Genomic DNA, 26,224 nt, shown 5'->3' with positions numbered 1-26,224 from the left:
CTGTGCTCCGCGAACTCGTCGTCGAAGACTCCGCCGAAGACGGAAGTGTCCGTGTATGCACGGATCGGCGCGTCGCTCACAAGTTCCCCCGCCGCCCCTGCTCCAGCTCCAGCGCCTCGAACAGCGCCTTGAAGTTGCCCTTGCCGAAGCTCTGGCTCCCGCGGCGGCAGATGATCTCGAAGAACAGCGTCGGGCGGTCCTGCAGGGGCTTGGTGAAGAGCTGCAGCAGATAGCCCTCGTCGTCGGCGTCCACGAGGATCCCCAGATCGTGGATCTTCTTGTGGTCTTCCTTCACCACGTCCTTGCCGTGCGACCTGAGCGTGCCGTTCACGCGGTCCCAGACCTGGTCGTAGTACGCGTCGGGCAGCGTCAGGAAGTCCACGCCCCGCGAGCGCAGCGCCGCGATCGAGTGCAGCTCGTCGTCGGTGCGCAGGGCGAGGTGCTGCACGCCCGGCGTGTTCATGTGCCAGTCCAGGTATTCCTGCACCTGGCTCTTCTTCTTGCCCGGGGCCGGCTCGTTGATGGGGATCTTGATCAGGTTGTTCCCGCTGGCCATCACCTTGGACATCAGCGCCGAGTACTCGGTCGAGATGTCCTTGTCGTCGAAGTGCTTGAACATGCTGAACTCCAGCACGTTCTCGTAGAACTTCACCCAGTGGTTCATCTTCCCCAGCTCGACGTTGCCCACGAGGTGGTCGACGTACTTCAGCCCGCACGGGTGCGAGCGGTTGTGCTGGTTGATCGCCAGCACGCTCGTGCTGGTCGGGCCGGCCGTCTCGTCGATCTTGCGGAATCGCGGCATGAACAGCGCGCCCTGCTTGACCTTGGTCAGTTCGTACGCGCCGGTGCGGCTGACGAACGTGTGCACCACGCGCCCGAACGTGCGGATGCCCGCCATCGTCACGGCGCCGTGCTCGTCGCGGTACGTCTTGGGCTCGTACGCGCTCTCCGCGCCGTTGCGGACGGCCCGCTCCCAGGCACGCTCGGCGTCGAACACCGTGAACGCGATGTCCTTGACCCCGTCGCCGTACATCGCGACTTCCATCGCGGAGGGGTGCTGGGGCGTCAGCCCGCTGGTGAGGATGAAGCGAATGTTCCCCTGCGTCAGGAGGTAGTGGGCCGCGTCACGCGAGCCGGTCGTGAGGTCCGACACCTGCTCGATGTGGAACCCGAAGCAGTGCGCGTAGAAGAACGCCGCCTGCTTCGCGTTGCCCACGTAGAACTGCACGTGGTCGACATCGATGAGCTGGAGCGGGTCGGTCGTGGTCAGGGCGCCCGAGGGGGGCTGCGGCGTGATCGTCGTCATGGCGCGACTCCTTCCTGAGGAATCGTAGAGGCGCGCCGGCGCCGGGTCGCGCGGTGCGGAGAGCCCGGGGCCCCCGACATGCCCTCCAGTGCAGACCGTGCTCAGCGGGGGGGCGGTGCGGGCGGGCCCATGGGCCCGTCGACGGCCGAGATCGTCGCCATCGCGTCCTGCAACGCCGAACGCTGCTCGGAGGTCAGCGCTTCCCCGAATCGCTCCTCGATCGCCGTCACGACGAGCGCGGCGTGGGGCTTGCGCAGCGACGCCGCGAGCCCGCGCAGCCAGGCCCCGACGCCCACGTCCAGCGACGTCGCTTCCTCCACGCGTCCGAGGGCCAGCAGCGCCTCGCAGCGCAGCGCGCTCGCCTCGGCCCGGTCGGGGCCCTCGAACGGCACGGGGTCGAGCACCGCGATCGCATCATCGGGCGTGTTGTCGTCGATGCGCATCCGCGCCAGGGCGAGGGCGCCCCGGCAGATGGCCTCCCGCTGGGCAGGGTCGCTCCATTCCGACAGGCGCCTGCCCTCGGACGTCAGTTCGCGCAGCAGGCGCCGGCGGTCGGCGGGATCCTCCGTCTGGGTCGAGACCGCCCAGAGATCGGCCGCGGGAAGCACCCCCGCGAGGCGCGCCCAGGCGACCGCCGCCACGTCGGGCGCGGGGCGGGGAAGGGCCAGCAGGCGGGCGTACCCCGCGCTGGTCGCGTCGTGCAGCACGAGCGATCGCGAGGCGACGTCGAAGAGTTCAACGTCGGCCTTCGCGGCCTCGAGGATGGCGTCCAGGTGCTCGGGATACCAGACCAGGGCCCGCGCCGCCGCCACCCGTCGCGCGGGCGAGGCACCTCGCAGCAGCGGCGCGATCCTCGCCCGGTCCTCTCGCCCGCCGAGGCTGGCGAGGATGCCCAGAACGGCGGGCTCGAGGGCGTCGTCCGGGAAGGACCGGGCCGCCTGGAGCGCTCGACGCTGGTTCTCGGGGTTGAGTTCGGCCGCCCGGTACAACTGCCACACGGCCTCGGCGGCTTCCTCCCGCGCGGGGCCCTCGCGCTCCATCCAACTGAGGGCGGCCTCGCGCATGCCGGCCGAGGGCCAGCGCGCGGCGGCGAGGAGCAGTGGGGCGGCTGCGTCGGGGTCGGACTCGCGTTGCAGCGCCGTCGTAACAGCGTCGGCCGCCCCGTCCGGGGCCATCTGTCGCACGATCCTCGCCGCACCGCCCCGCAACGCCGGGTCAGGGTCGCGGAGAAGGGCGAGCACGCGCGTGCCAACCTCCGGGCCGAGCGTGCCAGACCCGGAGAGTTCGCGGGCCGCCAGTTCCAGCCCGAGGAGGCGCGCCCCGCCCTCTGGGTTGTCGAGCAACCCCGCGACGAAGGCGCCGCGCTCGGCGGGCGGGGTCAGGGCGTGGAGTCGGCGCTGCGATTCGATCAACTGCTCGCGCAGGCGGGCGTTCTGCTCGCGCAGCGCGTCGGCGCGACGCACGAACGCCGCCGTCACCTGCCGGCGCCACTCCCAGTCGGCCATTTCCTCGGCCGTCGCCAGCCACGACGTCCACCCGCCGGGCGGGGGTGCGCTCAGCCCGCTCAGGCGGAGCAGGGCGGCGGCCGCGGCCGCCCGATCGGTCGCGGGACGCTCGGCCCCCAGGTGCTCCACCAGCAGCCGCGCCGCTTCGCGCGTGCGGATCGACCCGAGGGCATCGAGGAAAGGCGTGCACGCCCCCGCCGGCGCCTGCGCGAGCGCCTCGCCGAGCAGCGACGCGAGCGAGTCCGGCGCGTCGGGACTCGCGGCGATCGCCCCCAGCAGCGCGAGGCACGCGGGCGAACCGGCCTCGCCGAGCACATCCGACATCGACCCGGCCCATGCGGTGTCTTCTCTCTGCTGGAGCAGGCGGGCCGCCGCGTCGACGCGCACCTTGTCGGGCGTTGCGGGGTTCCGCATGAGACCGACGACTGTCGCGAGCGTCGCGTCGGGAGGAACGGAGATGACCTCGCCCGCGCCCGCCGGGCCGGCCGCCTGCGAGGGCGCACCGTGTCCCAGGCCGGCGAACGCGCCCGCCAAGACCAGCGCGAGATGTGCCCGTCGCCTGTTCCGCACCGACGTTCTCCGCCTCGCGCGCCGCGCGCTGTGTGTCTACCGCCCGGCGTCCCGTTGGGTTCGCCATTCGCTGCATCGGTCAGGGCGCGCCGCGATCTTCACCCGGGACGGCTGTTCCCGCGCGCCTCGAGCAACCGGGCCGCCTCGTCCACGTCCTTGTCGCCCCGCCCGGACAGGCACACCACCACGTGCTGATCGGCCTTGAGCTCGCGCGCCGTCTTCACCGCCTGGGCCAGCGCGTGCGCCGTCTCCAGCGCCGGGATGATGCCCTCGGTCCGCGCCAGCAGCGTGAAGGCCTCCAGGGCCTCCTCGTCGGTCGCGGTGGTGTACGTGACCCGTCCGGTGTCCTTCCAGTACGCGTGCTCGGGCCCCACGCCGGGGTAGTCGAGCCCCGCTGAGCACGAATGCACCGGGGCCGTCTGCCCCGATTCGTCCTGCAGCACGTAACTCAGCGACCCGTGCAGCACGCCGGGGGTGCCCAGCGCCAGCGGCGCCGCGTGCTCTCCGCCCTTGGCCGAGATCCCGCCCGCCTCCACGCCCACCAGCTTCACCCCGGCGTCCTCGATGAACGCAAAGAACGCGCCCGCGGCGTTCGACCCGCCCCCGACGCACGCGATCACCGCGTCGGGCAGCTTCTGGAACATCCGGATCGACTGCGCCTTTGTCTCGCGCCCGATGATCGACTGAAAATCGCGGACGATCATCGGGAACGGGTGCGGGCCCACCACCGAGCCCAGCACGTAGTGCGTGTCGTCGCTCGACGCCATCCAGTCGCGCATCGCTTCGTTCGTCGCGTCCTTCAGCGTCCGCGAACCCGAATCGACCTCGACCACCCGGGCCCCCAGCATCTTCATGCGCACGACGTTCAGCCGCTGGCGGCGGACGTCCTCGGCCCCCATGTACACATCGCACGCCAGCCCGAACCGTGCCGCGGCGGTCGCCGTCGCCACCCCGTGCTGCCCCGCGCCGGTCTCGGCGATGACGCGGCGCTTGCCCATGCGCACCGCGAGCAGCGCCTGCCCCATCGTGTTGTTGATCTTGTGCGCGCCCGTGTGCGCCAGGTCCTCGCGCTTCAGCCAGATCCGCGCGCCCTGCTCGCGAGAGAGCCCACGGCGCGCGTGCTCCGTCAGCCGGTCGGCGGCGTACAGAGGCGTGCTGCGCCCCACGAACGTCCGCAGCAGCCCGTGCAGTTCTTCCCAGAACGCCTCGTCGCGCGAGACGCGCTCGTACGTCGCCGTCAACGTGTCGAGCGCGTCGCACAGCGTCTCGGGAACGTACCGCCCGCCGAACGCGCCGAATCTGCCCTGCGGCGTGGGCGCGTCCGACAAGCGCACCGGCGGCGCTGATACATCGATCTGGGCGGGGGGAGGGCTCACGAGCGGAGCGTAGGGTTCGCGACCGGCGTCGGCGCGTCGCGCGGCATGGCCTGCGCGTCGGCCTTGGCCGCCGCCGCCGCCCCGCGCCGTTCGTCCACCAGCAACGTCAGCACCAGTCCGACCCCCAGGAAGCCCGCCAGCACCAGCAGCGCCGCCGGCGTGCCCAGTGTGTCCTTGGCCCACGCGAACGGGAAGGTCAGCACCGCCGCCAGTTTGAAGACCAGCCCCCACACCCCGAACACCTCGGCGGACTTGGATTCCGGCGCCAGGAAGCCCACGAACGCGCGGTTCGCCGTTCCCAGCGACCCCAGCCCGAACCCCAGCGCGTTGCCCACGGCCCACATCGGCCAGGCGGGGTACGCCGCCGGGTCCGCCGCCGCCTCACGCCGGAACGCGTACAGCGCGAACAACCCGACCGACACGATCCAGACGATCAGTAGCAGCACGGTCGACCGCCGGTGCCCCAGCCGGTCCTGCAGGAAGGTGGGGACGAACGTCCCGACGATCCCCGAGACGGTGATGACCGCGACGAAGATCACCAGGTCCGCCTGCTCGAACCCGTACTCGCTCGCGAGCTTGCTCGCAAAGAAGATCACGACGCTCATCCCCGTGCCGTAGAACATCGACGCGACCAGCAGCATCGTGAGGTCGCGGAACGAGGCGACGTTGCGGACCGACGAGCGGAGGCGTTCGTACGCCGCCCCGACGAGGGAGGCCTTGCCCGCGGGCTCGCGGACGTCGGGTTCGCGGAGCCAGATGGCCGTGGGCACCAGCAGGGCGAGGAACCAGACGCCGGCGAAGACGAAGAAGGGCCGCCACTGGGCCGGGTCTTTAAGTCCCAGGCCGATCATGCTCGCCGCGGTGATCACCAGCAGCAGGAGGGCCGCACCGTACGCGCAGCCCCACGAGAAGCCCGAGATCCCGCCCACGCGGTCGCGCGGGCCGAGGAAGGGCAGGAAACTCGCGAGCAGGTTCTCGCCCAGCGCGAAGCAGAGGTTCGCCGGGATGTAGAGCAGCACCGCCAGCCACAACTGCCCGGGCTGCACGAACGCGAGCCCGCACGTGAGCACGCCGCACAGCACGCCGGTGCCGATGAGCATCTCCTTGCGCCACGCGCGTGCGTCGGCGATGGCGCCCAGCACCGGCGAGAGCGCCGCGGTCAGCAGCATGCTGGCGCCGTATGTCAGGGCCCAGAGCCGGTCGTCGATGGCGTCGTCGTTCACCACGACCTTCGCGAAGAAGATCGAGAACAGGAGCGTGTTGATGATGAGCGTGAACGACTGGTTCGCGACGTCGAAACTGATCCACGACCACACCTGGCGTGGGCGGGCGAGTCCTCGCAGCGGGTAGATGTCGCGCAACCACATGGGCCGAGCGTATCGCCGGGTTCGAGGGTGTGCGCCGTGCAAACGGTGCGCGCGGAGCAAAACGAAGCACCGCGCCGGGACGGCCCGGCGCGGCGTGGGGATTCATCGGCCTGCGGGACGGCCCGTCAGTTCTTCGACGGCTTGTCCGCCGAGGCGGCCTGCATCGGCGCGTCGGGGTGCTTCAGGTTGAACTCCTGCAGCAGCGCGTCGATCTTCTCGGCTTCCTTCGCCGGGTCCTCGCCCGGGTGCAGCCCGCGGAAGCGGACCTTGCCCGCGGGGTCGACGATCGCGACGTGCGGGATGCCCTGCACGCCGTACTCGGGGTTGAAGACGTCGGACGTGCCGAAGGCGACGGCCCACGTCATCTCCTGGTCCTTGATGAACTGCTTCATCAGTTCCATTTCGCGCGACGGATCGCCCTCGGTGCTGATGCGCCGGTTCTTGGGGTCCTGGGCCTTGTAGTCGATGTGGAAGCCCTGCAGGCTCGTCACGCCGAGGATGACCACCGGGTACCCGTCGTAGCGGGCCTGCAACTGCCGGATGTTCGGGAAGCTCGCCACGCACGGGCCGCACCACGTGGCCCAGAAATCAAGCACCACCACCTTGCCCTTGAGGTCGGACAGCTTCGTGACCTCCGAGCCCAGCGTCGTCCAGGTGAAGGTGATGTCCGGGGCCTGATGCCCGACGAGTTCGCCCCGCGCGAACGCGCCGTTCAGGTAGTTCTTGGTCCGCACCACGAAGGACCGCATGCGCTCGAGTTCGGCCTTCTTGGCCTTCGCCTCCGCGTCCTCGGGCGAGGCCGCCAGCTTCGCGTCCGCCTGCGCCAGTTCGCCCGCGACCTTGGTGTCGACGCGCCCGTACATCGCGATCGTTTCGGTGCGGATGGTCTCGACCAGCGCGCGGTCGGCGCCGAACTCCTCGTCCGACACGGCCTGGAAGAGCCCGCCCATCGCGAGCGCCGCCCGGACCGGCAGGTCATCCGCCGCCAGCACCGCGCGGGCCGCCTCCAGCGTGCCAGGCTCCTTCAGCTGCGCGGGGCTGAGCATCTGGATCGCGCTGAGAATTCCCTGCCCGTACCCGGCCTTCACCGCGTCGAGGAACTTGGGGTGGCGCATGCCCTGGGCCACCAGCACCGGGAGCTGCTCCTGGTACGCCTTGATGTCCTCGGGCGACATCGAGCGGGGGCGGCTGGAGATCCCGACGAGCAGTTCGGCCGCACGCACGCCGTCCACCGAGTTGTCCGAGGCGAGCTGCGTCAGCCGGGCCTTGGCCTGGCCCCACTGATCCGTGAGCTGCGCAAGCACGCGCTCCTTCTGGAGTTTCTCGATCTGCTCACGCGACGCGTTCGTGAGGTTGATTCCCGAGAACGCCGCACGCGCCGACTCGGGGGACTGGCGGTCCGCCTTGTACTTCGCCAGCGCCGCGTCGATCTCCGCGTCCGTCGGCGCCGTCGCCGCCGGCTGCGCCATCGCGCGCGACTCGACCGACATCCCCACGACGCTCCCCAGGGGCACGCCGATCACGCCCAGCACGCTCGCCACCAACGCGGCACGTTTCATGAATCAGTCTCCTTGGTGTCTTCCGCACACTCAATCCACGGTAGGGCCGTCCTCCCGAACGGGACCCGCGGCCCCAAGATACCGCGCCAGGAACTCGACCTGCACGTTCTTTGCTTCGTGACCAAACTTCCCGAAGCCGGCGTGCTCTTCCGGCGCGCCCGTCTGCGACCACGTCTTCAGACGGATGAGATCCGGATCCGTTCCCGCGCGTTCATACCGGAGGCGCAGCGCCTCCAGGAACGTCGTCAGGCATCCGATCGGTACGATCCGGTCGGTCTCCGCGTGCAGGAACAACGCCGGGATCGGACGGAACGTATCCAGACGCGACATCGCGTCCGCCGCCAGCACACCCTCGCGGGCCATCGAGACCCCCCGCGGCGGTTGCCAGCTCTGGCCGCTCGGGAAGTACAGGCCCTCCAGCCAGCCGGTGGTTCCCTCCACCGCGGCGCACACGAAATCGTGGCCGTCGCACAGCCGACGCAGCGCCGCCATGCCGCCCGCCGACATCCCGCCGATGCCCATCCGGGCAAAGTCGAGATAGTCGCCCCATTCCGGGGCGGCCATGGCGTCAACGACGCGGTCGATCTCCGGCACCATCGCGTTCACGACGTCCATCGACCGCTCGTTCATCTGCATCGACGGATCGAATCGCTCGCCGTGCCCGGGCAGGTCGAGCGCGACCGCGGCGATCCCCGCGCGCACCCAGCGCAAGTACCGACCGGGATCAATCGCCTTGCTGACGGTGCGCCCGTGCATCCAGATCATTGATGGCGCTGGGTGCTCCCAATCCGGATGCGCGATCAACGCCGGTACTCCCCCGAGGGTCGCGCGGCGGGTGCGCCGGGCGAGGTCGGCGGGGAGTTGGGCGAAACGTTCGATCATTCGGATAGTCGACCAACCTCCACCTACAGCGCGAGCACCTGCCCGGGTTCGATGACCTTGGGAAGTTTCGCGTGACGCAGGTCTTCCGGGCCGTTGGCCGTGCGCGGCGAGATCTCCAGCACGCAGTCCGGGCTGGCGTCGGCGCGACGGGGGACCGACACGCCGCAGGCCTCGAGCCACCGGGCGGCCCGCGCGGTCTGCAGGCGTGCGCTGCTCTCGACGCTGTCCACGCCGCTCGCGTTCTTGATGGGCGCGAACTCCTCGACGCGGTCGGTCTCGACGACGATGCTCTTCTGCGCCAGCGCGAGCGCGTCGAACACGAAGCGCTCCAGCTTCACGGCGTTGTTCGTGCTCGGCGACACCTTCTCGCCCGTCGCCAGGTCCACGCAGGGCACCTTCTTCTCGGCCCGGTGGAAGGGCAGGCTGAACGACGGGTTCGTCGCGAGTTTCTCGAGGAACGACACGCCGATGATGTGGATCGCGATCGAACCGGCGTCGAACGCGATCGATCCGTTCGCGTGGCGCTGGTTCGCGAGGGCCGCGGGCATGTCGGAGTACTCGATCACCTCGGTGCGCCCGTCGGCGAGGCAGAAGACGCCGACTTTCTCGGCGGGGTCGGTCTTGCGCACCATCTTGCTGCTCATCTCGGCGGACGAATCCGGCGCGCCCGCGTGCAGGCCCAGAAACAGCGGGTCGAGGACTTTGACGTGCGGGTTGTCGACCTGGAAGTACGACAGGTGCTCGACGCCCCGCGCGATCAGGTCCGCGATCGCCCCCGACACGTGCAGCGCCCGGATGCACCCGCCATGCCCGTCGGGGTTGGTCGCGATCTCGTGCTTGTCGGCCAGCAGCATCCGCCCGTCGGAGATCGACAGCGACGGCATCACGCCCTGCGGAAAGAACCGCACGTCCGCCGCGTCGAGCCCGAAGTGCTTGTTCGCCTCGAAGAACGACGTCGTCGCCTCGTGGTTCAGCGGGCTCGTCATGATGTACCACGGCACGCGCACGCCGTAGCGGTCGCGCGCCCACAGCAGGTTCTCGGCGAAGATCTGGAACAGGGACTTACGAGTCACCGCCCCGGCCGGGAAGCAGCCCTTGGGCCCGTCGTATCCCAGGCGCGAGCCCTGCCCGCCGGCGACGACGAACGCCGCGACCTTGCCGGACTTGATGAGCGCCTCGCCCCGCGCGCGGGCCGCGCTCGCGTCCCAGGGTCGCGCGGCGTCGGCCGCGTCCGCCGGGTAGTACGGCGCGGGGCGGAGGTCCTTCGGCAGCGCGGGCGCCGGCGGGTGCTTCACGAACCGCTCGACGAGGTCCGGCAGCGCGGCGAGGTCCAGCGACTGGATCTGCGCGAGCAGCGCCCCACGCCGTGCGGCGTCGAGTTCGTCCACGAACCGGAGCACGTGGTCCTGGCCGACAGAAGCGAGTCGATCACGCAGGCGGGCAAGGTCGGGCATGGTGGGCCTCCGCGAGGATCGTACAGCCGGAGGGCGGCGCGCTGCGCGAAGGGTCGGACCAGAGAGCGCGCGCGAGCGGGAAGACGTCGGCTGCGTTGTCGGCGTGCGTAGTGACAGGGCGTCGGGGGCGGATGTCCGCGTGCGTCCACTACAGTGCCCGCGATGAACCTCTTGAATGCACCTTCGCGACTGCCGCTGGTTGCTCCGTCGATTCTGGCGGCGGACTTTGCACGCCTGGGCGATGAATGCCGCGATGTGCTGAGCGCGGGGGCGGACCTGCTGCACCTGGACGTGATGGACGGGCACTTCGTGCCGAACCTGACGATGGGGCCGGACCTGTGCCGCTCGCTGCGGCGTGCGCTGCCGGGCGCGTACCTCGACGTGCACCTGATGGTGACCGATCCCGGGGCGTACGTGGAGGCGTTCGCGAAGGCGGGCGCGAACCACGTGTCGTTCCACATCGAGGCGGTGGGAGCGGCGGGGGTCGGGCCGCTGGCGGCTCGGGTGCGCGGGCTGGGGATGCAGGCGGGGCTGGCGATCAACCCGCCGACGCCGGTCGAGGCGATCCTGCCGGTGGTGGGAGAGGTCGACCTGGTGCTGGTGATGTCGGTGAACCCGGGGTTCGCGGGGCAGGCGTTCATCCCCGGAGTTCTGGGCAAGACGCGGGCGGTGCGCGAGCGGCTGCGGCCCGACCAGCGGCTTCAGATGGACGGGGGGATCACGCCGTCCAACGCCGGCGAGGTACGCGACGCGGGCTGCGATGTGCTGGTCGCGGCGTCGGCGGTGTTCGGCGTCGCGCCCAGCGAGCGGGCGGGGGTGATGCGGCGGCTGCGGGGCGAGTGACCGGGGGGGCGGCTAGGCCGCGGGGCGGCGGGGCTCGGCGTACGGCGCGAGTTGGGCGGGAAGGTCGCGCAGGCCGCGGCGGCGGGCTTTCGCGACGGCGTAGCGCAGCGAGCGGTCGACGCGCCGGCGGACGCGATCGGTGATCGGCACGCCGCGGGCCTCCATGGTGCGCAGGGCGTAGTCCCACGCGGCCCATTCTTCGAGGCAGCGGGGCGAGATGGCGCCGACGCCCAGGACGTGATGCCCGATCTCGTGGAGGGCGATGGCGACGGACATCGGGCCGCGGGGGCGGGGGCATTCGATGTAGCGTCGGACCGAGCCATCGCGGTAGCGGAGGACGACGGCGATGCCGGAACTGCCGGAGCGCCACTTGCGCACGCGGATGTTGTGTTCGGCGAGGAGTTCGCGGACGAGGGCTTCGTAACGCTCGGCCGCGGAAGGGCGGCGGGCGGCGGTCTTCGCGGGGCGAGGACGGGCGCGCTTGACGGGCGCGAGTTTGGCCGGCGCGGGCTGGGTCGGCGCGGGCTTGGCCGGCGCGGGCTGGGTCGGCGCGGGCTGGGTCGGCGCGGGCTGGGTCGGCGGCTTGCGCGACGGCTGGCGCAGCACGCGGGCGACGGGCTCGATGAGATCCCACAGCGTCAGCACGACGGGCGGCCTCCTGCCAGCACTTCCTGGGATTCCACGCGCTGTCCGTTCGCGAAATCCCGCCAGGGCACCACCTTCCGCCCCGGCGCCTGCACCTCGAGCAGGCGCACAACCGTACCGCCCGCGCACCCGACCAGCCCCTCGGCACCCGACAGCAGCGTGCCCGGCGCGGCGTCGTGCGCGAGCGCGACGGCGGCGTGGGCGATCTGGGGCGGCACGCCCGCCAGCGACGTCGTGGCGCGCAGCAGTCGCAGCGGCTGGGCGCGGAACGTGACCGCGACGCCCGGCCAGGGCGACAGGCCGTTGATCCGTGCGCGGCATTCCTCCGCGGGGCGGGCGAAGTCCACCCAGCCGTCGGCCTTGGACATCTTGGGGGCGAGCGTGACGAGTGATTCGTCCTGCGTGACGGGCGCGAGCGTGCCGGCGGCGTGGGCGGCGAGGACCGAGTCGACGAGCGCGGGGCCGTCGGACGCGAGTTGGTCGTGCAACTGCCCGGCGGTCGCGTCGAGCGGGACGGGGCGGCGTGACTGCGCGAGCACGAGCCCGGCGTCCATGCGGTCGGCGAGGGTGATGACCGAGTTGCCGGTCTCGGCGTCGCCGGCGAGGACGGCGGCGTTGATCGGGGCGGCTCCGCGCCAACGCGGGAGGAGCGAGGCGTGGAGGTTGATGGCGAAGCGGTCGGCGAGCAGGGCGGGCCCGAGTTTCTGGCCGAACGCGATCACGACCCAGGCGTCGGCGGGCAGCGCGCGGATGGCGTCGCGGATGTCGGGGGTGTTGCAGGACTGGGGCGTGAGGACGGGCACGCCGGGGAGGTGCTCTCTCGCCCAGGCGGCGATCGGAGTCGGGGTGGGCGCGCCGCCGCGGCCGGCGGGCTTGTCCGGCTGAGAGACGACGCCGCGGATGCGTCCGGCGGCGGCGAGGTGTTGCAGCGTGGGCAGGCCGAACGCGCCGGAACCGAAGAAGACAACGCGTGCGGGCGGGGCGGGGGCCGGGTCGATGCTGGCGGGGTTCATCGGCGGGCGGGCCCTTCGAACTCGGCCTCGAGGTCCTTGAGTGCGGAGCGGTTCTTGAGGCGGTGGATGGGGGGCATGCGGTCGATGATGAGCACGCCGTTGAGGTGGTCCATCTCGTGCTGCCAGCAGCGGGCGAGCAGGCCGCTGGCGCGCCGGGTGATGGGCGTGCCGTGCTCGTCGAGCGCGGAGATCGTGACGGACCGGGGGCGGAGGACCGCGCCGTGAATCTCGGGGAGCGAGAGGCAGCCCTCGTCGAAGGGTTCGAGGGGGCCCTCGGGGTCGGAGAGGACGGGGTTGACGTAGACGCGAGCGGCCTGATCGGCCAGAAGCGGGGAGGCGTCGGCGGGGCGGTCGGCGGTGGGTGGGACGAAGGTGACGAAGAGGCGCCAGGGCAGCCCGACCTGCGGTGCGGCGAGGCCGATGCCCTCGTGCTCGTGCATGAGTTCGATCATGCGTCTGGCGACGGCGCGGAGCTCGTCGGAGACGGCGACGTCGACCGCGGCGCGGCGGAGGACGGGGTCGGGGTAGTGAACGACGCGCAAGAGAGAGGGATCCGCCGGCATCGGGCGATGGTATGAGTGGGCGGGGCGGGGCGCGACATGGGGCGCGCCAGACCCTATCATGGGGACTTGAGCACGGGCCGCGCCGGCCGCGCGGGCCCTCTGGCCGGGGCGCGGGCGGCGCCCGGGGCACGCGCCGAACGGCGCGGGGAAGGACGCAACGAGTGGGTCTGTTCGGAAACAAGAAGGACGAAGCGCGCAAGGACGAGCCCAAGAAGGACGAGGGTGCGAAGCCCACGTCCGAGCCGGGCGGGGTGCTCGAGCCGCAGCCGGAGAAGGCGCAGAAGTTCTTCTCGCACGCCCGGGCGGTGCAGGAGACGGGGAACGCGGAGTACGCGATGCAGCTCTGGCTGAGCGGGCTGCGGTTTGACCCGGGGAACATGCCCGGGATCGAGGGGTTCTTCGGCGCGGCGGCGGCGTTCCTCTCGGACCCCGCGAGCAAGAAGGGGCTGAGCAAGGAAGTCTCGCGCGTTGTGTCGGGAAAGAGCGAGATCGACCGCTACCTGCTCGGGCTGCTGGAGTGGTCGATGCGCCCGGCGGACGCGGTGCTCGCGGTGCGGGCGCTGGAAGTGACCGCGCGGATCAAGCTCGAGGAAGTCGCGGTGTGGGTAGGAATCCGGGCGACGGCGTCGGTGATGCGCGAGAAGAAGCCCCGCAAGGACCTGCTCCTCAAGGTCGCGCAGGCGCTCGCGAGCGTGGGCGCGGCGAACGAGGCGATCCAGGCGGCCGAGCACGCCCAGCGGATCGACCCCACGGACGGCGAACTGGCGGCGTACATCCGCAGCCTGGCGGCGCAGGCGACGATGTCGCGAGGCGGGTATGACAAGACGGGCCAGGCCGGGGGCTTCCGCGCGAACATCCGCGACGCCGACAAGCAGCGTCACCTCGAGGAGGCCGAGCGGATCGTGAAGACCGAGGACACGATCGAGCGCCTGCTGTCGGCGGCGGAAGACGAGCACATCAAGCGTCCGGGGGACGTGCCCTCGATCGAGAAGTACGCGAAGCTGCTGCTGGAGCGGGGGCGTGCCGCCGACGAGGAGAAGGCGCACGGGCTGTACATGCAGGCCTTCGAGATCAGCAAGGCGTTCCGGTGGCGCGAGCTCGCGGGTGGCATCCGCATCCGCCAGGCGCGGCGCAAGACCCTCGAACTGCGCCAGATGCTGGACAAGGCTCCCGACAGCGAGATGCTGACGCGCATGCACGACCAGGCGAAGCGCGAGGCGATCGAACTGGAGGCGAGCGAGTACAAGCTCCAGTGCGAGGCGTACCCGACGGACCTGACGCGCAAGTTCGAGTACGGCAAGCGGCTGTTCCAGCTCGGGCAGCACCAGGAGGCGATCGAGGTCTTCCAGGAGGCCCAGCACGAGCCCCGCAACCGCGGCGCGGCGCTGAGCCTGCTCGGGCAGTCGTTCCTCCGCATCGGCTGGAACGACGAGGGCATCGGCGCCCTCCGCACCGCGCTGGACATGAAGGACCTGCTCCCCGAGGTCAACCTCGAACTGCGCTACTGGCTCATGAGCGCGCTGCAGGCCAAGGCCGAGGCGGACCGCGATCTCGAGGCCGCCCAGGAGGCCGACCGGCTGGCGTCGTCGATCGCGCTCCAGCAGATCGGGTACATGGACATCCGGGCGCGGCGCGACTCGATCAAGAAGCTGCTCTCGGAGCTGCGGTCCGCACGCACGCAGGGCGCCTGAGCACGCCCGAGAGCGCGGAGTGCCTGTGCCGCCCGTCGTCGCGATCATCCCCGCCCGCCTCGGCTCGACGCGATTCCCGCGCAAGGTGCTCGCGGCGGAGACCGGCTGGCCCCTGATCCGCCATGTGTGGGCACGGGCGCGTCAGGCGTCGAGCGTCGAGCGCGTCGTCATCGCGACGGACTCGGACGAGGTCGCGCGCGTCGTGCGGGGCTTCGGGGGCGAGTGCGTGCTGACGGGTGAGCACGCGAACGGGACGAGCCGCCTGGCCGAGGCGTCGCGCGTGCTGGGCCTGCCCGACGACGCGATCGTGGTGAACGTGCAGGGCGACGAGCCGGAGATGGAGCCGGGGGTGATCGATGCGGCGGTGGGGGCGCTTCGAGAATCGCGCGTCGACGCCGCCACGGTCGCGTCGGCGTTCGCGCCCGGCGAGGACCCGGCGGACCCGAACCTGGTGAAGGTCGTGCTCGCGGGCGACGGCACGGCGTTGTACTTCTCGCGAGCGCGGATCCCGTTCGTCCGTGAGGGCGGCGAGGCGACGCCGCCGCTGCGCCATGTCGGGCTGTACGTGTACCCGGCGGGCGTGCTGCGTCGGTACGTGGAACTGCCGATGTCGCCCCTCGAACGCTGCGAGATGCTCGAGCAGCTCCGTCTGCTGCACCACGGGCTGCGGATCGCCGTCGCGGTGCGCGAGGTGCGATCGGGCGGCATCGACACGCCCGAGCAGTACGCCGCCTTCGTGCGCCGGCACGGCGCGGCGCGGGTGTGAGGACGCCCCGCACCCGGCGGGGCGAACTTCAGGGCGTGCCGGCCGGCTGGCCCAGCTTCGTGCGCAAGTCTTCGATCCAGCGTTGGGCCGTGCGACGATCGTCCGGCCCGCGGGCGGCGGCGGCCCGGGCCGAGAGCACGTCCAGCCCGCGCGGGTCGCCGATGGCGACGAGCGCTTCGCCGGCCGCCCGGCGCGACCGCATCTCGACGTCGCCGAGCATCGACGACGCGAGCTCGAGCGCGAACGGGACGTCGTGCTTCGCGAGCGTGCCGACGGCCTTGATGGCCTGGGCCCGCGTGCGCGAGTCGTGCCCGGGCTTGGCGAGCTCGCCCGCCCGGCGCAGCGCCCAGCGTGAATCGATGGACACGAGCGCGTCGAGCGCGGCGTTGCGGAGCAGGTCGCCCTGCGAGTTGGTTTCCAGCGCCTTCACCAGCAGGTTCTCGTGCTCGAGCGCCTGGCACTTGCCCAGCCCCCGGATCGCTTCGGCGCGGACCAGAAGGCTCTTGTCGATCGCGGCACGCTCGGCGAGCTGCCCCAGGATGCGCTCGCGCATTGCCGGGTCGGCGTCGTCGCCGGCGCGCGACAGGATGTCGGCGAGCGCGGACGTCGTCGCCTCGCGCACCTCCCAGTGGTCGACGGCCGAGGTGGCGACGGAGCGCAGATCGATGTCCGCCCGCCGCGCCAGCAGGGCGCGAACGCACTCGACCCGCAGGGGCGTGGGCTGCGAGGCGCTCTGGACGACGCGCACGAGGGCCTGCGTGCCGGCAACGGAGCCGGAACTGCCGTGCGCGAAGGTGCCCAGCACGCGAGCGCCCTGGATGCGGGCCGGCAGCGTGGGCCCGCTGGTGAGCAGCGCCATCGCGCCCGGCTCGTCGAGGCGCAGGTCGACGCGACAGAGCACGGCGAGGTCAGGGTCGATCGCGATCCACGCGGGGGGCGTGGCGGCGGGCAGCGTGAGCGTGGCGGTGCGCCCGCGGACCTGGACGGCGCCCGAGAGCGGTACGCCCGCGCTGGTATTGTCCGCGCCCGCGGCCGGCCCGACGACGACGGGGAGATCGAACTCGAACGCCGGGTTGTCGGGGTCGATGTTCTGCGTCTGCTCGACGGTGAGGGTGAGGGTGCCGTCGGCCCAGGCGGGCGTGACGGTGATCGCCGGCACGCCGGGGCGGAAGACCCACTGGGCGAAGAACTGCTCGAAGGTCTCGCCGCTGACGTCTTCGAAGGCGCGTCGGAGGTCGCTGGTCTCGACGGTGGAGAGCCTGTGCCGGTCGATGTAGGTCGCGAGCGCCTTGAAGAAGACCTCGTCGCCGAGCTGGGTGCGCAGCATGTGCATCACGCTGGCGCCCTTGCCGTACGGGTTGGCGGGGCGGGAGAAGGTCTCCCACGCCTCGCGGTAGACCTTGCTGGCCATGCCCTGGGCGGCGGGGGCTTCGGGGCGGTCGTTGAGGATGAGGGTGTCGTACGTCTCGCGGACGCGCGCGAGGTACGCGTCGCGCCCGTCGCGCTCCTCGAACCACAGGGTGTTCATGAACGTGGTGATGCCCTCGTTGAGCCAGATGTGCTCCCACGAGTTGCAGGTCAGGAGGTCGCCGAACCACTGGTGGGCGAGTTCGTGCGCGATGAGCCCGTCCTGGTCGTGGTCGAGGAGCGAGCCCGGGGTGAGCACGACGTTCTCGTGCAGCGTGGTGGCGCTGGTGTTCTCCATGCCGCCCCAGCCGAAGTTCCACACGACGACCTGGTCGTAGCGGGCCCAGGGGTAGGGCTCGTCGAGCACCTTCGCGAAGTACTCGATCATCGCGCCGGTGCGACCGAAGGTCGCGGGCACGTCGGCGGCGCGCCCGAGCGGGGCGTAGACCTTCGCCGGCACGGGCGAGCGCGCGAGATCGACAACATCGAACTTGCCGACCACCAGCGACACGAGGTACGGCACGTGGGGCTGTTCCTGGCTCCAGTGGAACGTCTCGTAGGGGAGCAGTTCGGTCGAGCCGTCGGCGCGGTCGCGCGTGCGGATGGCCTTCGTGTGCGAGACGAGCCGCCCGTTCGACGAGACCATGAAGTCGCGCGGCACGGTGACGACGAGCTCGGTCGTCAGCCGGTCGTTGGGGTAGTCGTGGCACGGGAACCAGTAGCTGTTCGTCTCGGTCTGCCCCTGCGTGTGCAGTTGCGCGGGGCGCCCGGGCCAGGCCGGGCTCTCGGGCGTCCACAGCAGGCCCAGCGGCGGGTTCTCGACCCGGTAGGACGTCACGAGCGTGACCTCCTGCCCGGCGGGGGCGGGCGGGTCGAACGTGACGCGCAGGTGCGAGCCGTCGGCCTCGAAGGTCGTCTCGTACCCCGCGGCGCTCACCGACTCGACCGCGAGCGCCTTGGCGTCGATCTGCAGCGTGCCGAGCGTGTCGCCCACGGGCACGAAGGTGAGCGTCTGGCGCGCCGAGAACGCGGGCGTGTTCATGTCCTCGATCACGACCTCGAGGCGCATGTGCCGGAAGTCGGCCGGAACGTCGGGCGGGTACGAACGCACGTCGTGCGAGGGGTGCTGGGGCGTGGTGTGGAACGGCGAGCCGCAGATGCACCCGCCGTCGCCCCCGGCGTACGCGGGCGAGGCGAGCGACAGGACCACGGCGGAGGCGAGCAGTGCGGGATGACGATGCATGGACTGGTGGCTCCTGGCGTGCTTGGCGGTGTGGCTGGCGGTGTGGCTGGCGGGCGGCGGTGCTTCCCGCCGGGTGGATTCTTCGCGGCGGGAACGGCCCGCGCCGCGTCTTATCCGCCGTCCTGTGTCTCGAGCGGCGTGCGGATGGTCAGGCGGCACGCCTGCGTGATCTCGGGGTCGATGCTGACCTGCCGGGGGCGCCCCGCGAGCGTGAACGTGCGCTCCGCGCTCGCCTCGGCGAGCGGCATCCGCACCCACTGGATCGTGCCGTCTTCGTACGTGATCCGCACCGGCAGGTCGAGGCGGTACGCCGGGTTCAGCCGGTCGATCACCTGCGTCTGTTCGAGCATGATCTTCAGCGTGCTCGACGCGCCGTCCCACGCGTAGTCGGCGGCGAGCGCCGGCAGCCCCGGGCGGTAGACCCACTGGTCGAAGAACTGCTCCAGGCTCTTCCCGCTCGCGCGCTCCAGCGCGCGGCGGAAGTCGCTCGTCTCGACGGTGCCGAACTTGTGACGCTGGATGTACGCGCGCACGCCGGCGAAGAACGCCGCGTCGCCGATCTTCATCCGCAGCATGTGCAGCACGACCGCGCCTTTCGAGTACACGTCGTCGGCCTTGCCGAACACGTCGTCGGGGTTCTCGTAGCGGTTCGACGCCATCGGGGGCTGCTCGGGCGCCCGCCCGCGGTTCTGCGAGCGCTGCTGGCGGACGTATCCAACGACCGCGCGGAGGTAGGCCCGCTTCGCCTCGGCCGGATCATCGCCGGCCTTGTGCTCTTCCCACAGGCATTCCGCGTAGCTCGCCCACCCCTCGTTCAGCCACAGGTGCTCCCACGAGTTGCACGTGAGCAGGTCGCCGGTCCACTGGTGGGCCAGTTCGTGCGCGATGAGGTCGTCGCGTGAGCCCGGGCGCGAGCCCCGGCTGGTCGTGTCGGTCAGCAGCGTGCAGCCGGTGTTCTCCATGCCCCCGGCCGCGAACTGGCGCACGCACACCTGGGCGTACTGGTGCCAGGGGTACGGCTCGGCGAAGAGGGTCTCGAAGAACGCGACCATCGCGGGCGTGGCGCCGAAGATCGGCTCGATGTTGTCCGCGTCGCGGTGATCGACGTACACGGGCATGGCCAGCCCGGGGCGGGCGGACTCTGAGCCCCCGACGTCCCGCACGTGCCACTTCCCGATGGCGAGCGTGACGAGGTAGTTCACGTGGGGCTGTTCCTGCGACCAGTGCCAGCGGACGCGGCCCGAGGCCGAGGCCTCGCGCGATACGAGCCGCCCGTTCGACACCACGTCGTACCCGTCCTCCACGTCGACGAGGATCTCGGTGGTCAGGCGCTCGTTGGGAAAGTCGTGGCACGGGAACCACATGGAGTTGAGCTGGGCCTGGCCCTGGGCGTGGACCATCGGGAACCGGCGGCTCTCGCTCTCGGCGTCTGGTCGCGGGCGGGCCCAGGTGAGCCCCTCGCCCCGGTTTTCGGAGAAGTCCAGCGTGTAGGCGATGGTGACCGTCGCCTCCTGCCCGGGCGGCAGCGGGGCCGGAAACTCAACCCGCAGGGTGCCCTGCCCGAGCGTGAACGCCGCGGGGGCGCCGTTGAACAGGACCGACCCCACCTGCGGCCCGCGGCAGTCGAGTTCCAGGAAAGCCCGCGCCCGACCGACGGGGGTCAGCCGCAGTGTCTGGACGCCCTCGAGCCGGGCCTCCTGCATGTCGGGGAACGCGAGTTCCAGGCGCATGTGGAGGAAGTCGAATCGCCGGGGAGTCGGCCAGACGGCGTTCTGGCGTCCGGTGATGGGGTCGATCCGGGGGTCGGGCGCGGGCGGGTCGTCCTGCGCGGCCGCGCTCCCGCAGGTGGACAGACACACGAGGATTGCGCCCAGCAACTCGCACCGACTTCGCATCGACGGCGTCTCCTGTCACCCCTATTCGCCCGCAGAGCGTACGGGGGCATCGGTTCGCGCCGAATCCTGTCGATTCCCGACGCGCGTCGCGCGCGGTTGTGGTACGATCGGACATGCCCCCCGCGCCGGAGAGCGACGAGTCGAAATCGAACCAGAGCGCCGCACGCTCGCCGGGCGTGCCTCCCGAGATGACCCGCGGCCATCGTCCCTCCTCGCTCACCGAGCAGGTCGAGGGCGGCGGCGGCGACTCGGAGTTCTACAGCCCCATCCCCGAGGGGTACGTCCGGGGGCAGCACAAGTACGTCATCGTGCTCGGCACCGTGATGTCGGGCCTGGGCAAGGGCATCTTCACCAGCAGCCTCGCGAAAATGCTCAAGGACAAGGGCCTCGTCGTCGCCCCCATCAAGATGGAGGGCTACCTCAACATGGACTCGGGCACGCTGAACCCGTACCGCCATGGCGAGGTCTTCGTGCTCGACGACGGGACCGAGTGCGACATGGACCTGGGCACCTACGAGCGCCTGCTCGACCAGAGCCTCTCGCGCTGGAACTTCACGACGTCCGGACGCCTGTTCGGCGAGATCCTGGAGCGCGAGCGCCGGGGGGCCTATCTCGGGCGCGACGTCCAGTGGATCCCGCACGTCACGGGCGAGGTGAAGCGCAAGCTCCGCGAACTGGCCCTGCGGGGCGACGGCGTGCGCTCGGCCGACGTGGTCTTCGTCGAGGTCGGGGGAACGGTCGGCGACTACGAGAACGGCGTGTACATCGAGGCGATGCGCGAACTGGCCTTCGAAGAAGGGCCCGGCAACGTCTGCTTCGTCGCGCTCACGTACATCATCGAGCCCCCCGCGCTGGGCGAGCAGAAGAGCAAGGCGGCCCAGCTGGGCATCAAGGCGGCGCTGGAGGCCGGCATCCAGCCGCACCTCATCGCCTGCCGCGCGAGCCGCCCCGTCTCGCCCAAGGTGCTGCAGAAGATCGCGATGTTCAGCAACGTCCCGCTGAAGCGTGTGTTCTCGCTGCACGATCGCGAGAGCATCTACACGATCCCCGAGGAACTGCGCCACGACCGGATCGACCGCGAGATCCTCTCGATCCTGCATCTGCACGAACGCGTGGACACCGCGCACGAGGACGTCCCGCGTGAGAAGTGGATGCACTTCGCCCGGCGGCTGACGGCCCCCAAGGCGCGCGAGGTCCGCGTCGGCGTGCTGGGCAAGTACGCGGGCCTGCGCGACGCCTACGCCAGCATCGACAAGGCGTGCGAACATTGCAGCGCGCACCTGGGGTGTCGCGTGCACCTCGACTGGCTCGAGACCACGAACGTCACCGACGCCGACGTGGGCGCGCTCATGGACGGGCTGGACGGCGTCGTGGTGCCGGGCGGGTTCGGCACGCGGGGCGTCGAGGGGAAGATCGCCGCCGTGCGCTACTGCCGCGAGAAGGGCATGCCCTACCTCGGCATCTGCCTGGGCTTCCAGGTCGCGGTGATCGAGTTCGCCCGCAACGTGCTGGGCCTGCGGGGCGCACATTCCACGGAGTTCGCGCCCGCGACGCCCGACCCGGTCATCAGCGAACTGCCCGAGCAGAAGCGCATCGAGGGGCTCGGGGGCACGATGCGCCTGGGCGCCCAGGATGTGCAGATCATGCCCGGCACGCTCGCGCACTGGCTCTGCGGCGGGCGCGCGCTGGTGCGCGAGCGGTTCCGCCATCGCTACGAGGTCGAGCCCGCGTACATCGAGCGTCTCGAGGCCGGCGGGCTCGTGTTCTCGGGGCGCCACCCGACGCGCCCCATCATGCAGGTGCTGGAACTGCGGCGTCCCGGCGACCCCGGCGCTCGGGCGGGCGCGCCCACGCACCCGTTCTTCATCGGTGCGCAGTTCCACCCCGAGCTCACCAGCCGCCCGCTGCGCCCGCAGCCGCTGTTCATGGGCCTCATCGCCGCGGCGATCCAGGGCAAGTACGGCCCGACGATCGACCCCCGCGACCCCTGGGCCGCGGACCTGCGCCGGTGGATGGTGAGCGGGCACGAGCGCCCGCAGCCGGTCTGACGCTCACACGCCGCGCTCCAGCCAGTCCGCGGCGTCCCACAGAATCACGGCGCTGAACACGTCCGGCTCGCTCCTGCCCGCGAGCGCGTTGTGCAGCAGCGTCTGGGCGTACATGTCCGCGTCGGGGTCGCTCGCCCCCATCGAGGCGAACACGTGCACGCCCCAAGGCCGCCCCGTCGCGTTGTCGGGCTGGATGTGCTCGATGAGCCAGCGTGCGGCGGCGTGCAGCCGCGCCTCCGCGGGCCCGCCCTTCGTCGCCAGCCACGACAGCGCGTGCAGCCCGCATAACTCGCCCTCGGTCCAGACCTCGATCGGCCCGTCGTGCGATTCCGGGAAGAGCGGCCCGTCGTCGCGCGAGAACGCCGGCCGCCGGTCATCACCCGCCGCCACCGCGCGCCAGAGCCGGAGCCAGCTCTCGGCGTCGGGCGGGAGGCCGGGGAGCGCGTCCACGTGCTCGGCAGGCAGCCCGAGCACGCGGGCGAGCAGGTACGGGTCGACCGCGCGTCGATGCCCGGCGCTGTCCGCAAATCCCCGCGCCCACGTCGCCGGCTCGCCGACTCCCGCGAGCGGGGTGCCGACCAGCCCGCGCCGTGCGGCGCCGCGGAGCAGGGAAACCCATCGTTCGTCGCCCACGTGATCCGCTCCGGGCGTCGCCGCCTCTACCATCGCCCCGTGATTGTCGCAACCTCGCTCGAGGAGTTCGACCGCTGGCGGCTTTCGGACGCCCCGTGCGTGCTCGTTCCCACCATGGGCGCGCTGCACGAGGGGCACGCGTCGATTATCCGCCAGGGCGCCGCCCTCGCCGCGAAGCACCCGGGCGGCGCGTGCGTCGTGACGATCTTCGTGAACCCCACGCAGTTCAACGATCCCGCCGACTTCGCGCGCTATCCCAAGACGTTCGACGCCGACGTCGCGTTGTGCGAGGCGGCGGGGGCCGGCGTGGTGCTCGCCCCGCCCGTGAACGAGGTGTACCCGCCGGACCACGCGCCGCGCGTGCCGCCCCTGCCGCGCGTGGCGACGGCGCCCGGCCTGGAAGACCGCTTCCGCCCCGGACACTTCGCGGGCGTGTGCCAGGTGGTGGCGCGGCTGTTTGACCTCACCCGCCCCGTCGAGGCCGTGTTCGGCGAGAAGGACTGGCAGCAACTGCGCGTCGTCGCGGCGATGGCCGAGCGGACGCACCCCGCCGTGCGGATCGTCCCCGGCGAGACGGTGCGCGAGCCCGACGGGCTGGCGATGAGCAGCCGAAACCGGTTTCTGTCGCCCGCCGAACGCCAGAGGGCGGCCGGCGTGTCGCGCGCGCTGCGGGAGTCTCTGCGAGCGCCGACGGCGCAGGAGGCGGAGACGACCATGCGGGGGGTGCTGGCGGAGGTTGGGGCCGACGTCGAATACGCCGTTGTGCGCGACGCGCTCACGCTGGAGCCAGGCGGCCCGGAGCCCAGCACACCCGGGGCGGCACCGGCGATGCGGGCGCTGATCGCGGCCCGGTTCGGCGCGACGCGCCTCATCGACAACGCGCTCTGGACGCCCGGCGCCGGCGGGGTGCCCCTCGCCCGGCATCCATAGACTCATCGCCCCACGAGGAGTGACCCTGTGCATCGCACCCCGCTGTACCAGTTCCATCTCGACCACAAGGCCCACATGGTGGACTTCGCCGGCTGGGAGATGCCTCTCACCTACTACGGCCTGATCGACGAGCACAAGCAGGTCCGCGCCTCGGGCGGGATCTTCGACGTCTCGCACATGGGGCGCGTGAAGTTCGCCGGGCGGGGGGCACGCAAGTTCCTCGAACGTGTGTGCACCCGGCGCATCAGCGACATGCAGCCCGGCCAGTGCCGCTACTCGCTGGTGTGCAACGACCAGGGGGGCGTCCGCGACGACGTGATCGTCTACCGCCTGGACGACGACGAGTTCCTGATGGTGGTGAACGCGAGCAACCGCGAGAAGATGCTCGGACACTTCGAGACGCTCCGCACGGCGTGGGACCTGTCGTTCAAGATGGACGACCAGACGATGGACACCGCGATGGTCGCGCTCCAGGGCCCGAAGGTGGTCGAGATGGTGGGGCAGTACAGCCGCGAGATCCCCACGCTGAAGCGGTACCGGTTCGCGCTCAAGAACCTGCTGATCGCGAAACTGATCGTGAGCCGCACCGGCTACACCGGCGAGGACGGGGTCGAGGTCATCCTGCCGTCGGGCGCGGTGGGGCTGGCGATGAAGTACCTGCTGCAGGGGACGGACATGAAGTCGGCCGGTGCGGCGCTGCGTCCGGCCGGGCTGGGCGCACGCGACACGCTGCGGACCGAGGCCGGCATGCCCCTCTACGGGCACGAACTGGGCGAAGACATCAACGCCCTCTCGTGCGGCGTGGACTTCGCCATCTCGCTCGACAAGGACCAGGGCGAGCGGGGCGAAGTCTTCGTGGGCATGGAGGCGCTCAAGAAGACGCAGGAGGCCGGCGGCACGCCCCGCACGCTCGCGGGGTTCACGATCGAAGGCCGCCGCGCCGCGCGACAGGGCGCCAAGGTGCTGCACGCGGGGCGCGAGGTCGGGGTGGTGACAAGCGGATGCCCGAGCCCGACACTGGGCAACTGCATCGCCATGGGATTTCTCGATCGGACGCTTACGGCACCCGGGACCGAGGTCGAGCTCGACACCGGCAAGGGCGTGCTGCCCGCGAAGGTCGCGCCGCTCCCGTTCTACAAGCTGCCCAAGGCGTCGTAATCCGGCGTTTCCCGCGGCGTGCACCGGGCCGCCCGCGCGAGATACTCCACGCCGAGAGATGTCGCCCCGCGCGCGTCTATCGTTGCTCCGTGCGGCGTGTGTACCTCGACAACGCGGCGACCAGCTTCCCCAAACCACCCGGCGTCTTCGACGCGATGCTCGCGTACGGGCGGGGCGTGGGCGCTTCACCCGGGCGGGGGCAGTACGCCGAGAGCCGCGAGGGCGCGCGGGTCATCCGTGAATGCCGCGAACGCATCAACCGGCTGATCGGTGGCGAGAGCGCGGCCCACGTGGTCTTCACGCTCAACACCACCGACGCGCTGAACCTGGCGATCAAGGGCGTCGTGCGCGGCGCGCGCCTGCGGGGCGTGGCCCACGGCTCGATCCGCCTCGTCACCACCGCCATGGACCACAACTCGGTGCTCCGCCCCTTCCAGGCGCTCGCCGACGAGGGCGTGCGCATCGACCACGTGCCCGCGGCCCCCGACACGGGGCTGGTGGATCCCGCGGACGTTGCGCGCGTGCTCGACGACGGGCCGCGCCCGCTGCTGCTCGCGGCGAACATGGCCAGCAACGTCGGGGGGAGCATCCAGGACGTCGCGCGATTCGGCGAACTTTGTCGAGCGCGGGGAGTGCTGTTCCTCGTCGACGCGGCCCAGGCCCTCGGGCACCTGCCGGTGGGCGTGCAGAGCCTGCACGCCGATCTGCTCGCCTTCCCCGGGCACAAGGGCCTCTTGGGCCCGCAGGGCACCGGCGGGCTGTACATCCGCCCCGCGATCGAAGAACAACTCGCGACGACGCGCGAGGGCGGCACGGGATCATGGAGCGAGTCGGACGATCACCCCTCGTCCATGCCCGAGCGGTTCGAGGCGGGCAGCCACAACACCATCGGCATCGCCGGTCTCTCCGCCGCCGTCGCGTGGCTGCACGAGCGGGGCCTCGACGCGATCCGCACGCACGAACTCGCGCTCATCGACCGCACGCTCGAGGGCCTGCGCGACCTGGGCGTGCGCCACGCGTCATGGCCCGAACGCGACGCGCCCGGGGCGTCGTTCCGCCTGCTCGGGCCGCCCGAGGCTTCGCAGCGCGTCGGCGTCTTTACGCTCGTGCACGACGAGCTCGACCCCGCGGAGATCGCGGGCGTGCTCGAGGCCCGCTTCGGCCTGCTCGTCCGCGCCGGGCTCACGTGCGCGCCGGGCGCGCACCGCACGTTCGGTACGCTCGAACGCGCCGGGGGCGTGCGGTTCTCCTACGGGCCGTTCGTCACCGAGGCCGACGTCGACGCGCTCCTCGCGGCTCTTGCACAGATTGCGGCGTCGGCGTCGGGCGCGTCGTTCGATCCGCCGCGTGCCGCCCGCACGGCCTGATCA

20 protein-coding genes are annotated in these 26,224 nt (G+C 71.4%); 7 read left to right on the top strand and 13 right to left on the bottom strand.

Features of this window, described 5'->3' with window-relative positions:
* Positions 1 to 76 precede the first annotated feature (76 nt).
* The 7 genes from hppD to SFY69_11265 form a co-directional block, all read right to left on the bottom strand.
* Positions 77 to 1,306, bottom strand: coding sequence for a 4-hydroxyphenylpyruvate dioxygenase (hppD, locus tag SFY69_11295; GenBank protein MDX2132625.1), 1,230 nt, complete (start codon positions 1,304 to 1,306; stop codon positions 77 to 79).
* 101 nt (positions 1,307 to 1,407) lie between these two features.
* Entirely contained in the window at positions 1,408 to 3,381 is a 1,974-nt protein-coding gene (locus tag SFY69_11290; GenBank protein MDX2132624.1) for a hypothetical protein, read from the bottom strand.
* Between the two features lie 98 nt (positions 3,382 to 3,479).
* Positions 3,480 to 4,736 (bottom strand): tryptophan synthase subunit beta, encoded by a 1,257-nt coding sequence (gene trpB / locus SFY69_11285; protein MDX2132623.1) that lies wholly within the window; start codon positions 4,734 to 4,736, stop codon positions 3,480 to 3,482.
* A 17-nt stretch (positions 4,737 to 4,753) separates the two neighbouring features.
* Positions 4,754 to 6,124: an MFS transporter gene (locus SFY69_11280; GenBank protein ID MDX2132622.1), complete on the bottom strand. Its 1,371-nt coding sequence runs from the start codon at positions 6,122 to 6,124 to the stop codon at positions 4,754 to 4,756.
* Positions 6,125 to 6,249: 125 nt separating this feature from the next.
* Positions 6,250 to 7,683 (bottom strand): TlpA disulfide reductase family protein, encoded by a 1,434-nt coding sequence (locus tag SFY69_11275; GenBank protein MDX2132621.1) that lies wholly within the window; start codon positions 7,681 to 7,683, stop codon positions 6,250 to 6,252.
* 30 nt (positions 7,684 to 7,713) lie between these two features.
* Positions 7,714 to 8,385 carry a prolyl oligopeptidase family serine peptidase gene (locus SFY69_11270; protein ID MDX2132620.1) on the bottom strand — a complete coding sequence of 224 codons (672 nt, stop codon included), beginning with the start codon at positions 8,383 to 8,385 and terminating at the stop codon, positions 7,714 to 7,716.
* Positions 8,386 to 8,588: 203 nt separating this feature from the next.
* A complete protein-coding gene (locus SFY69_11265) occupies positions 8,589 to 10,019 on the bottom strand; it encodes a UDPGP type 1 family protein (GenBank protein MDX2132619.1) in 1,431 nt (476 codons plus the stop codon).
* Between the two features lie 162 nt (positions 10,020 to 10,181).
* Here SFY69_11265 and rpe point away from each other — a divergent pair, with 162 nt between their 5' ends.
* The gene (gene rpe / locus SFY69_11260) at positions 10,182 to 10,862 is read left to right on the top strand and encodes a ribulose-phosphate 3-epimerase (GenBank protein MDX2132618.1); all 681 of its coding nucleotides are present in this window, start codon (positions 10,182 to 10,184) and stop codon (positions 10,860 to 10,862) included.
* Between the two features lie 12 nt (positions 10,863 to 10,874).
* On the opposite strand, the gene SFY69_11255 is transcribed toward rpe, so the two are convergent.
* The 3 genes from SFY69_11255 to def are packed head-to-tail and all read right to left on the bottom strand — an operon-like array spanning position 10,875 to position 13,083.
* Positions 10,875 to 11,507: a hypothetical protein gene (locus tag SFY69_11255; protein MDX2132617.1), complete on the bottom strand. Its 633-nt coding sequence runs from the start codon at positions 11,505 to 11,507 to the stop codon at positions 10,875 to 10,877.
* Positions 11,501 to 12,520, bottom strand: a complete 1,020-nt coding sequence (gene fmt, locus SFY69_11250) for a methionyl-tRNA formyltransferase (GenBank protein MDX2132616.1) — start codon at positions 12,518 to 12,520, stop codon at positions 11,501 to 11,503. Before fmt ends, SFY69_11255 begins: the two co-directional genes overlap by 7 nt.
* Positions 12,517 to 13,083, bottom strand: a complete 567-nt coding sequence (def, locus tag SFY69_11245; protein MDX2132615.1) for a peptide deformylase — start codon at positions 13,081 to 13,083, stop codon at positions 12,517 to 12,519. Before def ends, fmt begins: the two co-directional genes overlap by 4 nt.
* Positions 13,084 to 13,244: 161 nt before the next feature.
* Between def and SFY69_11240 the strand changes: the two genes are divergently transcribed.
* Together SFY69_11240 and kdsB are read left to right on the top strand one after the other, a co-directional pair.
* The gene (locus tag SFY69_11240) at positions 13,245 to 14,774 is read left to right on the top strand and encodes a hypothetical protein (protein MDX2132614.1); all 1,530 of its coding nucleotides are present in this window, start codon (positions 13,245 to 13,247) and stop codon (positions 14,772 to 14,774) included.
* 25 nt (positions 14,775 to 14,799) lie between these two features.
* Complete coding sequence (kdsB, locus tag SFY69_11235) at positions 14,800 to 15,540, top strand: 3-deoxy-manno-octulosonate cytidylyltransferase (protein ID MDX2132613.1); 741 nt, start codon at positions 14,800 to 14,802, stop codon at positions 15,538 to 15,540.
* Between the two features lie 28 nt (positions 15,541 to 15,568).
* Here kdsB and SFY69_11230 read toward each other — a convergent pair whose 3' ends face one another.
* Both SFY69_11230 and SFY69_11225 read right to left on the bottom strand, forming a co-directional pair.
* Positions 15,569 to 18,190: a M1 family aminopeptidase gene (locus SFY69_11230; protein ID MDX2132612.1), complete on the bottom strand. Its 2,622-nt coding sequence runs from the start codon at positions 18,188 to 18,190 to the stop codon at positions 15,569 to 15,571.
* Between the two features lie 110 nt (positions 18,191 to 18,300).
* The gene (locus SFY69_11225) at positions 18,301 to 20,085 is read right to left on the bottom strand and encodes a M1 family metallopeptidase (protein MDX2132611.1); all 1,785 of its coding nucleotides are present in this window, start codon (positions 20,083 to 20,085) and stop codon (positions 18,301 to 18,303) included.
* 113 nt (positions 20,086 to 20,198) lie between these two features.
* Here SFY69_11225 and SFY69_11220 point away from each other — a divergent pair, with 113 nt between their 5' ends.
* Positions 20,199 to 22,133, top strand: coding sequence for a CTP synthase (locus tag SFY69_11220; GenBank protein ID MDX2132610.1), 1,935 nt, complete (start codon positions 20,199 to 20,201; stop codon positions 22,131 to 22,133).
* A gap of 3 nt (positions 22,134 to 22,136) precedes the next feature.
* On the opposite strand, the gene SFY69_11215 is transcribed toward SFY69_11220, so the two are convergent.
* Positions 22,137 to 22,766, bottom strand: a complete 630-nt coding sequence (locus SFY69_11215) for a hypothetical protein (GenBank protein ID MDX2132609.1) — start codon at positions 22,764 to 22,766, stop codon at positions 22,137 to 22,139.
* 39 nt (positions 22,767 to 22,805) lie between these two features.
* Here SFY69_11215 and SFY69_11210 point away from each other — a divergent pair, with 39 nt between their 5' ends.
* From SFY69_11210 to SFY69_11200, 3 genes are all read left to right on the top strand, one after another.
* Entirely contained in the window at positions 22,806 to 23,696 is an 891-nt protein-coding gene (locus SFY69_11210) for a pantoate--beta-alanine ligase (protein ID MDX2132608.1), read from the top strand.
* Positions 23,697 to 23,723: 27 nt separating this feature from the next.
* On the top strand, positions 23,724 to 24,854 hold the full coding sequence (gcvT, locus tag SFY69_11205; GenBank protein MDX2132607.1) for a glycine cleavage system aminomethyltransferase GcvT: 1,131 nt from the start codon (positions 23,724 to 23,726) through the stop codon (positions 24,852 to 24,854).
* A gap of 89 nt (positions 24,855 to 24,943) precedes the next feature.
* A complete protein-coding gene (locus SFY69_11200; protein MDX2132606.1) occupies positions 24,944 to 26,221 on the top strand; it encodes an aminotransferase class V-fold PLP-dependent enzyme in 1,278 nt (425 codons plus the stop codon).
* Positions 26,222 to 26,224: the final 3 nt, after the last annotated feature.

The organism is Planctomycetota bacterium (assembly GCA_033763975.1).
Lineage (GTDB): Bacteria > Planctomycetota > Phycisphaerae > Phycisphaerales > UBA1924 > RI-211.
This window is presented reverse-complemented; position numbering and strand designations above follow the sequence as displayed.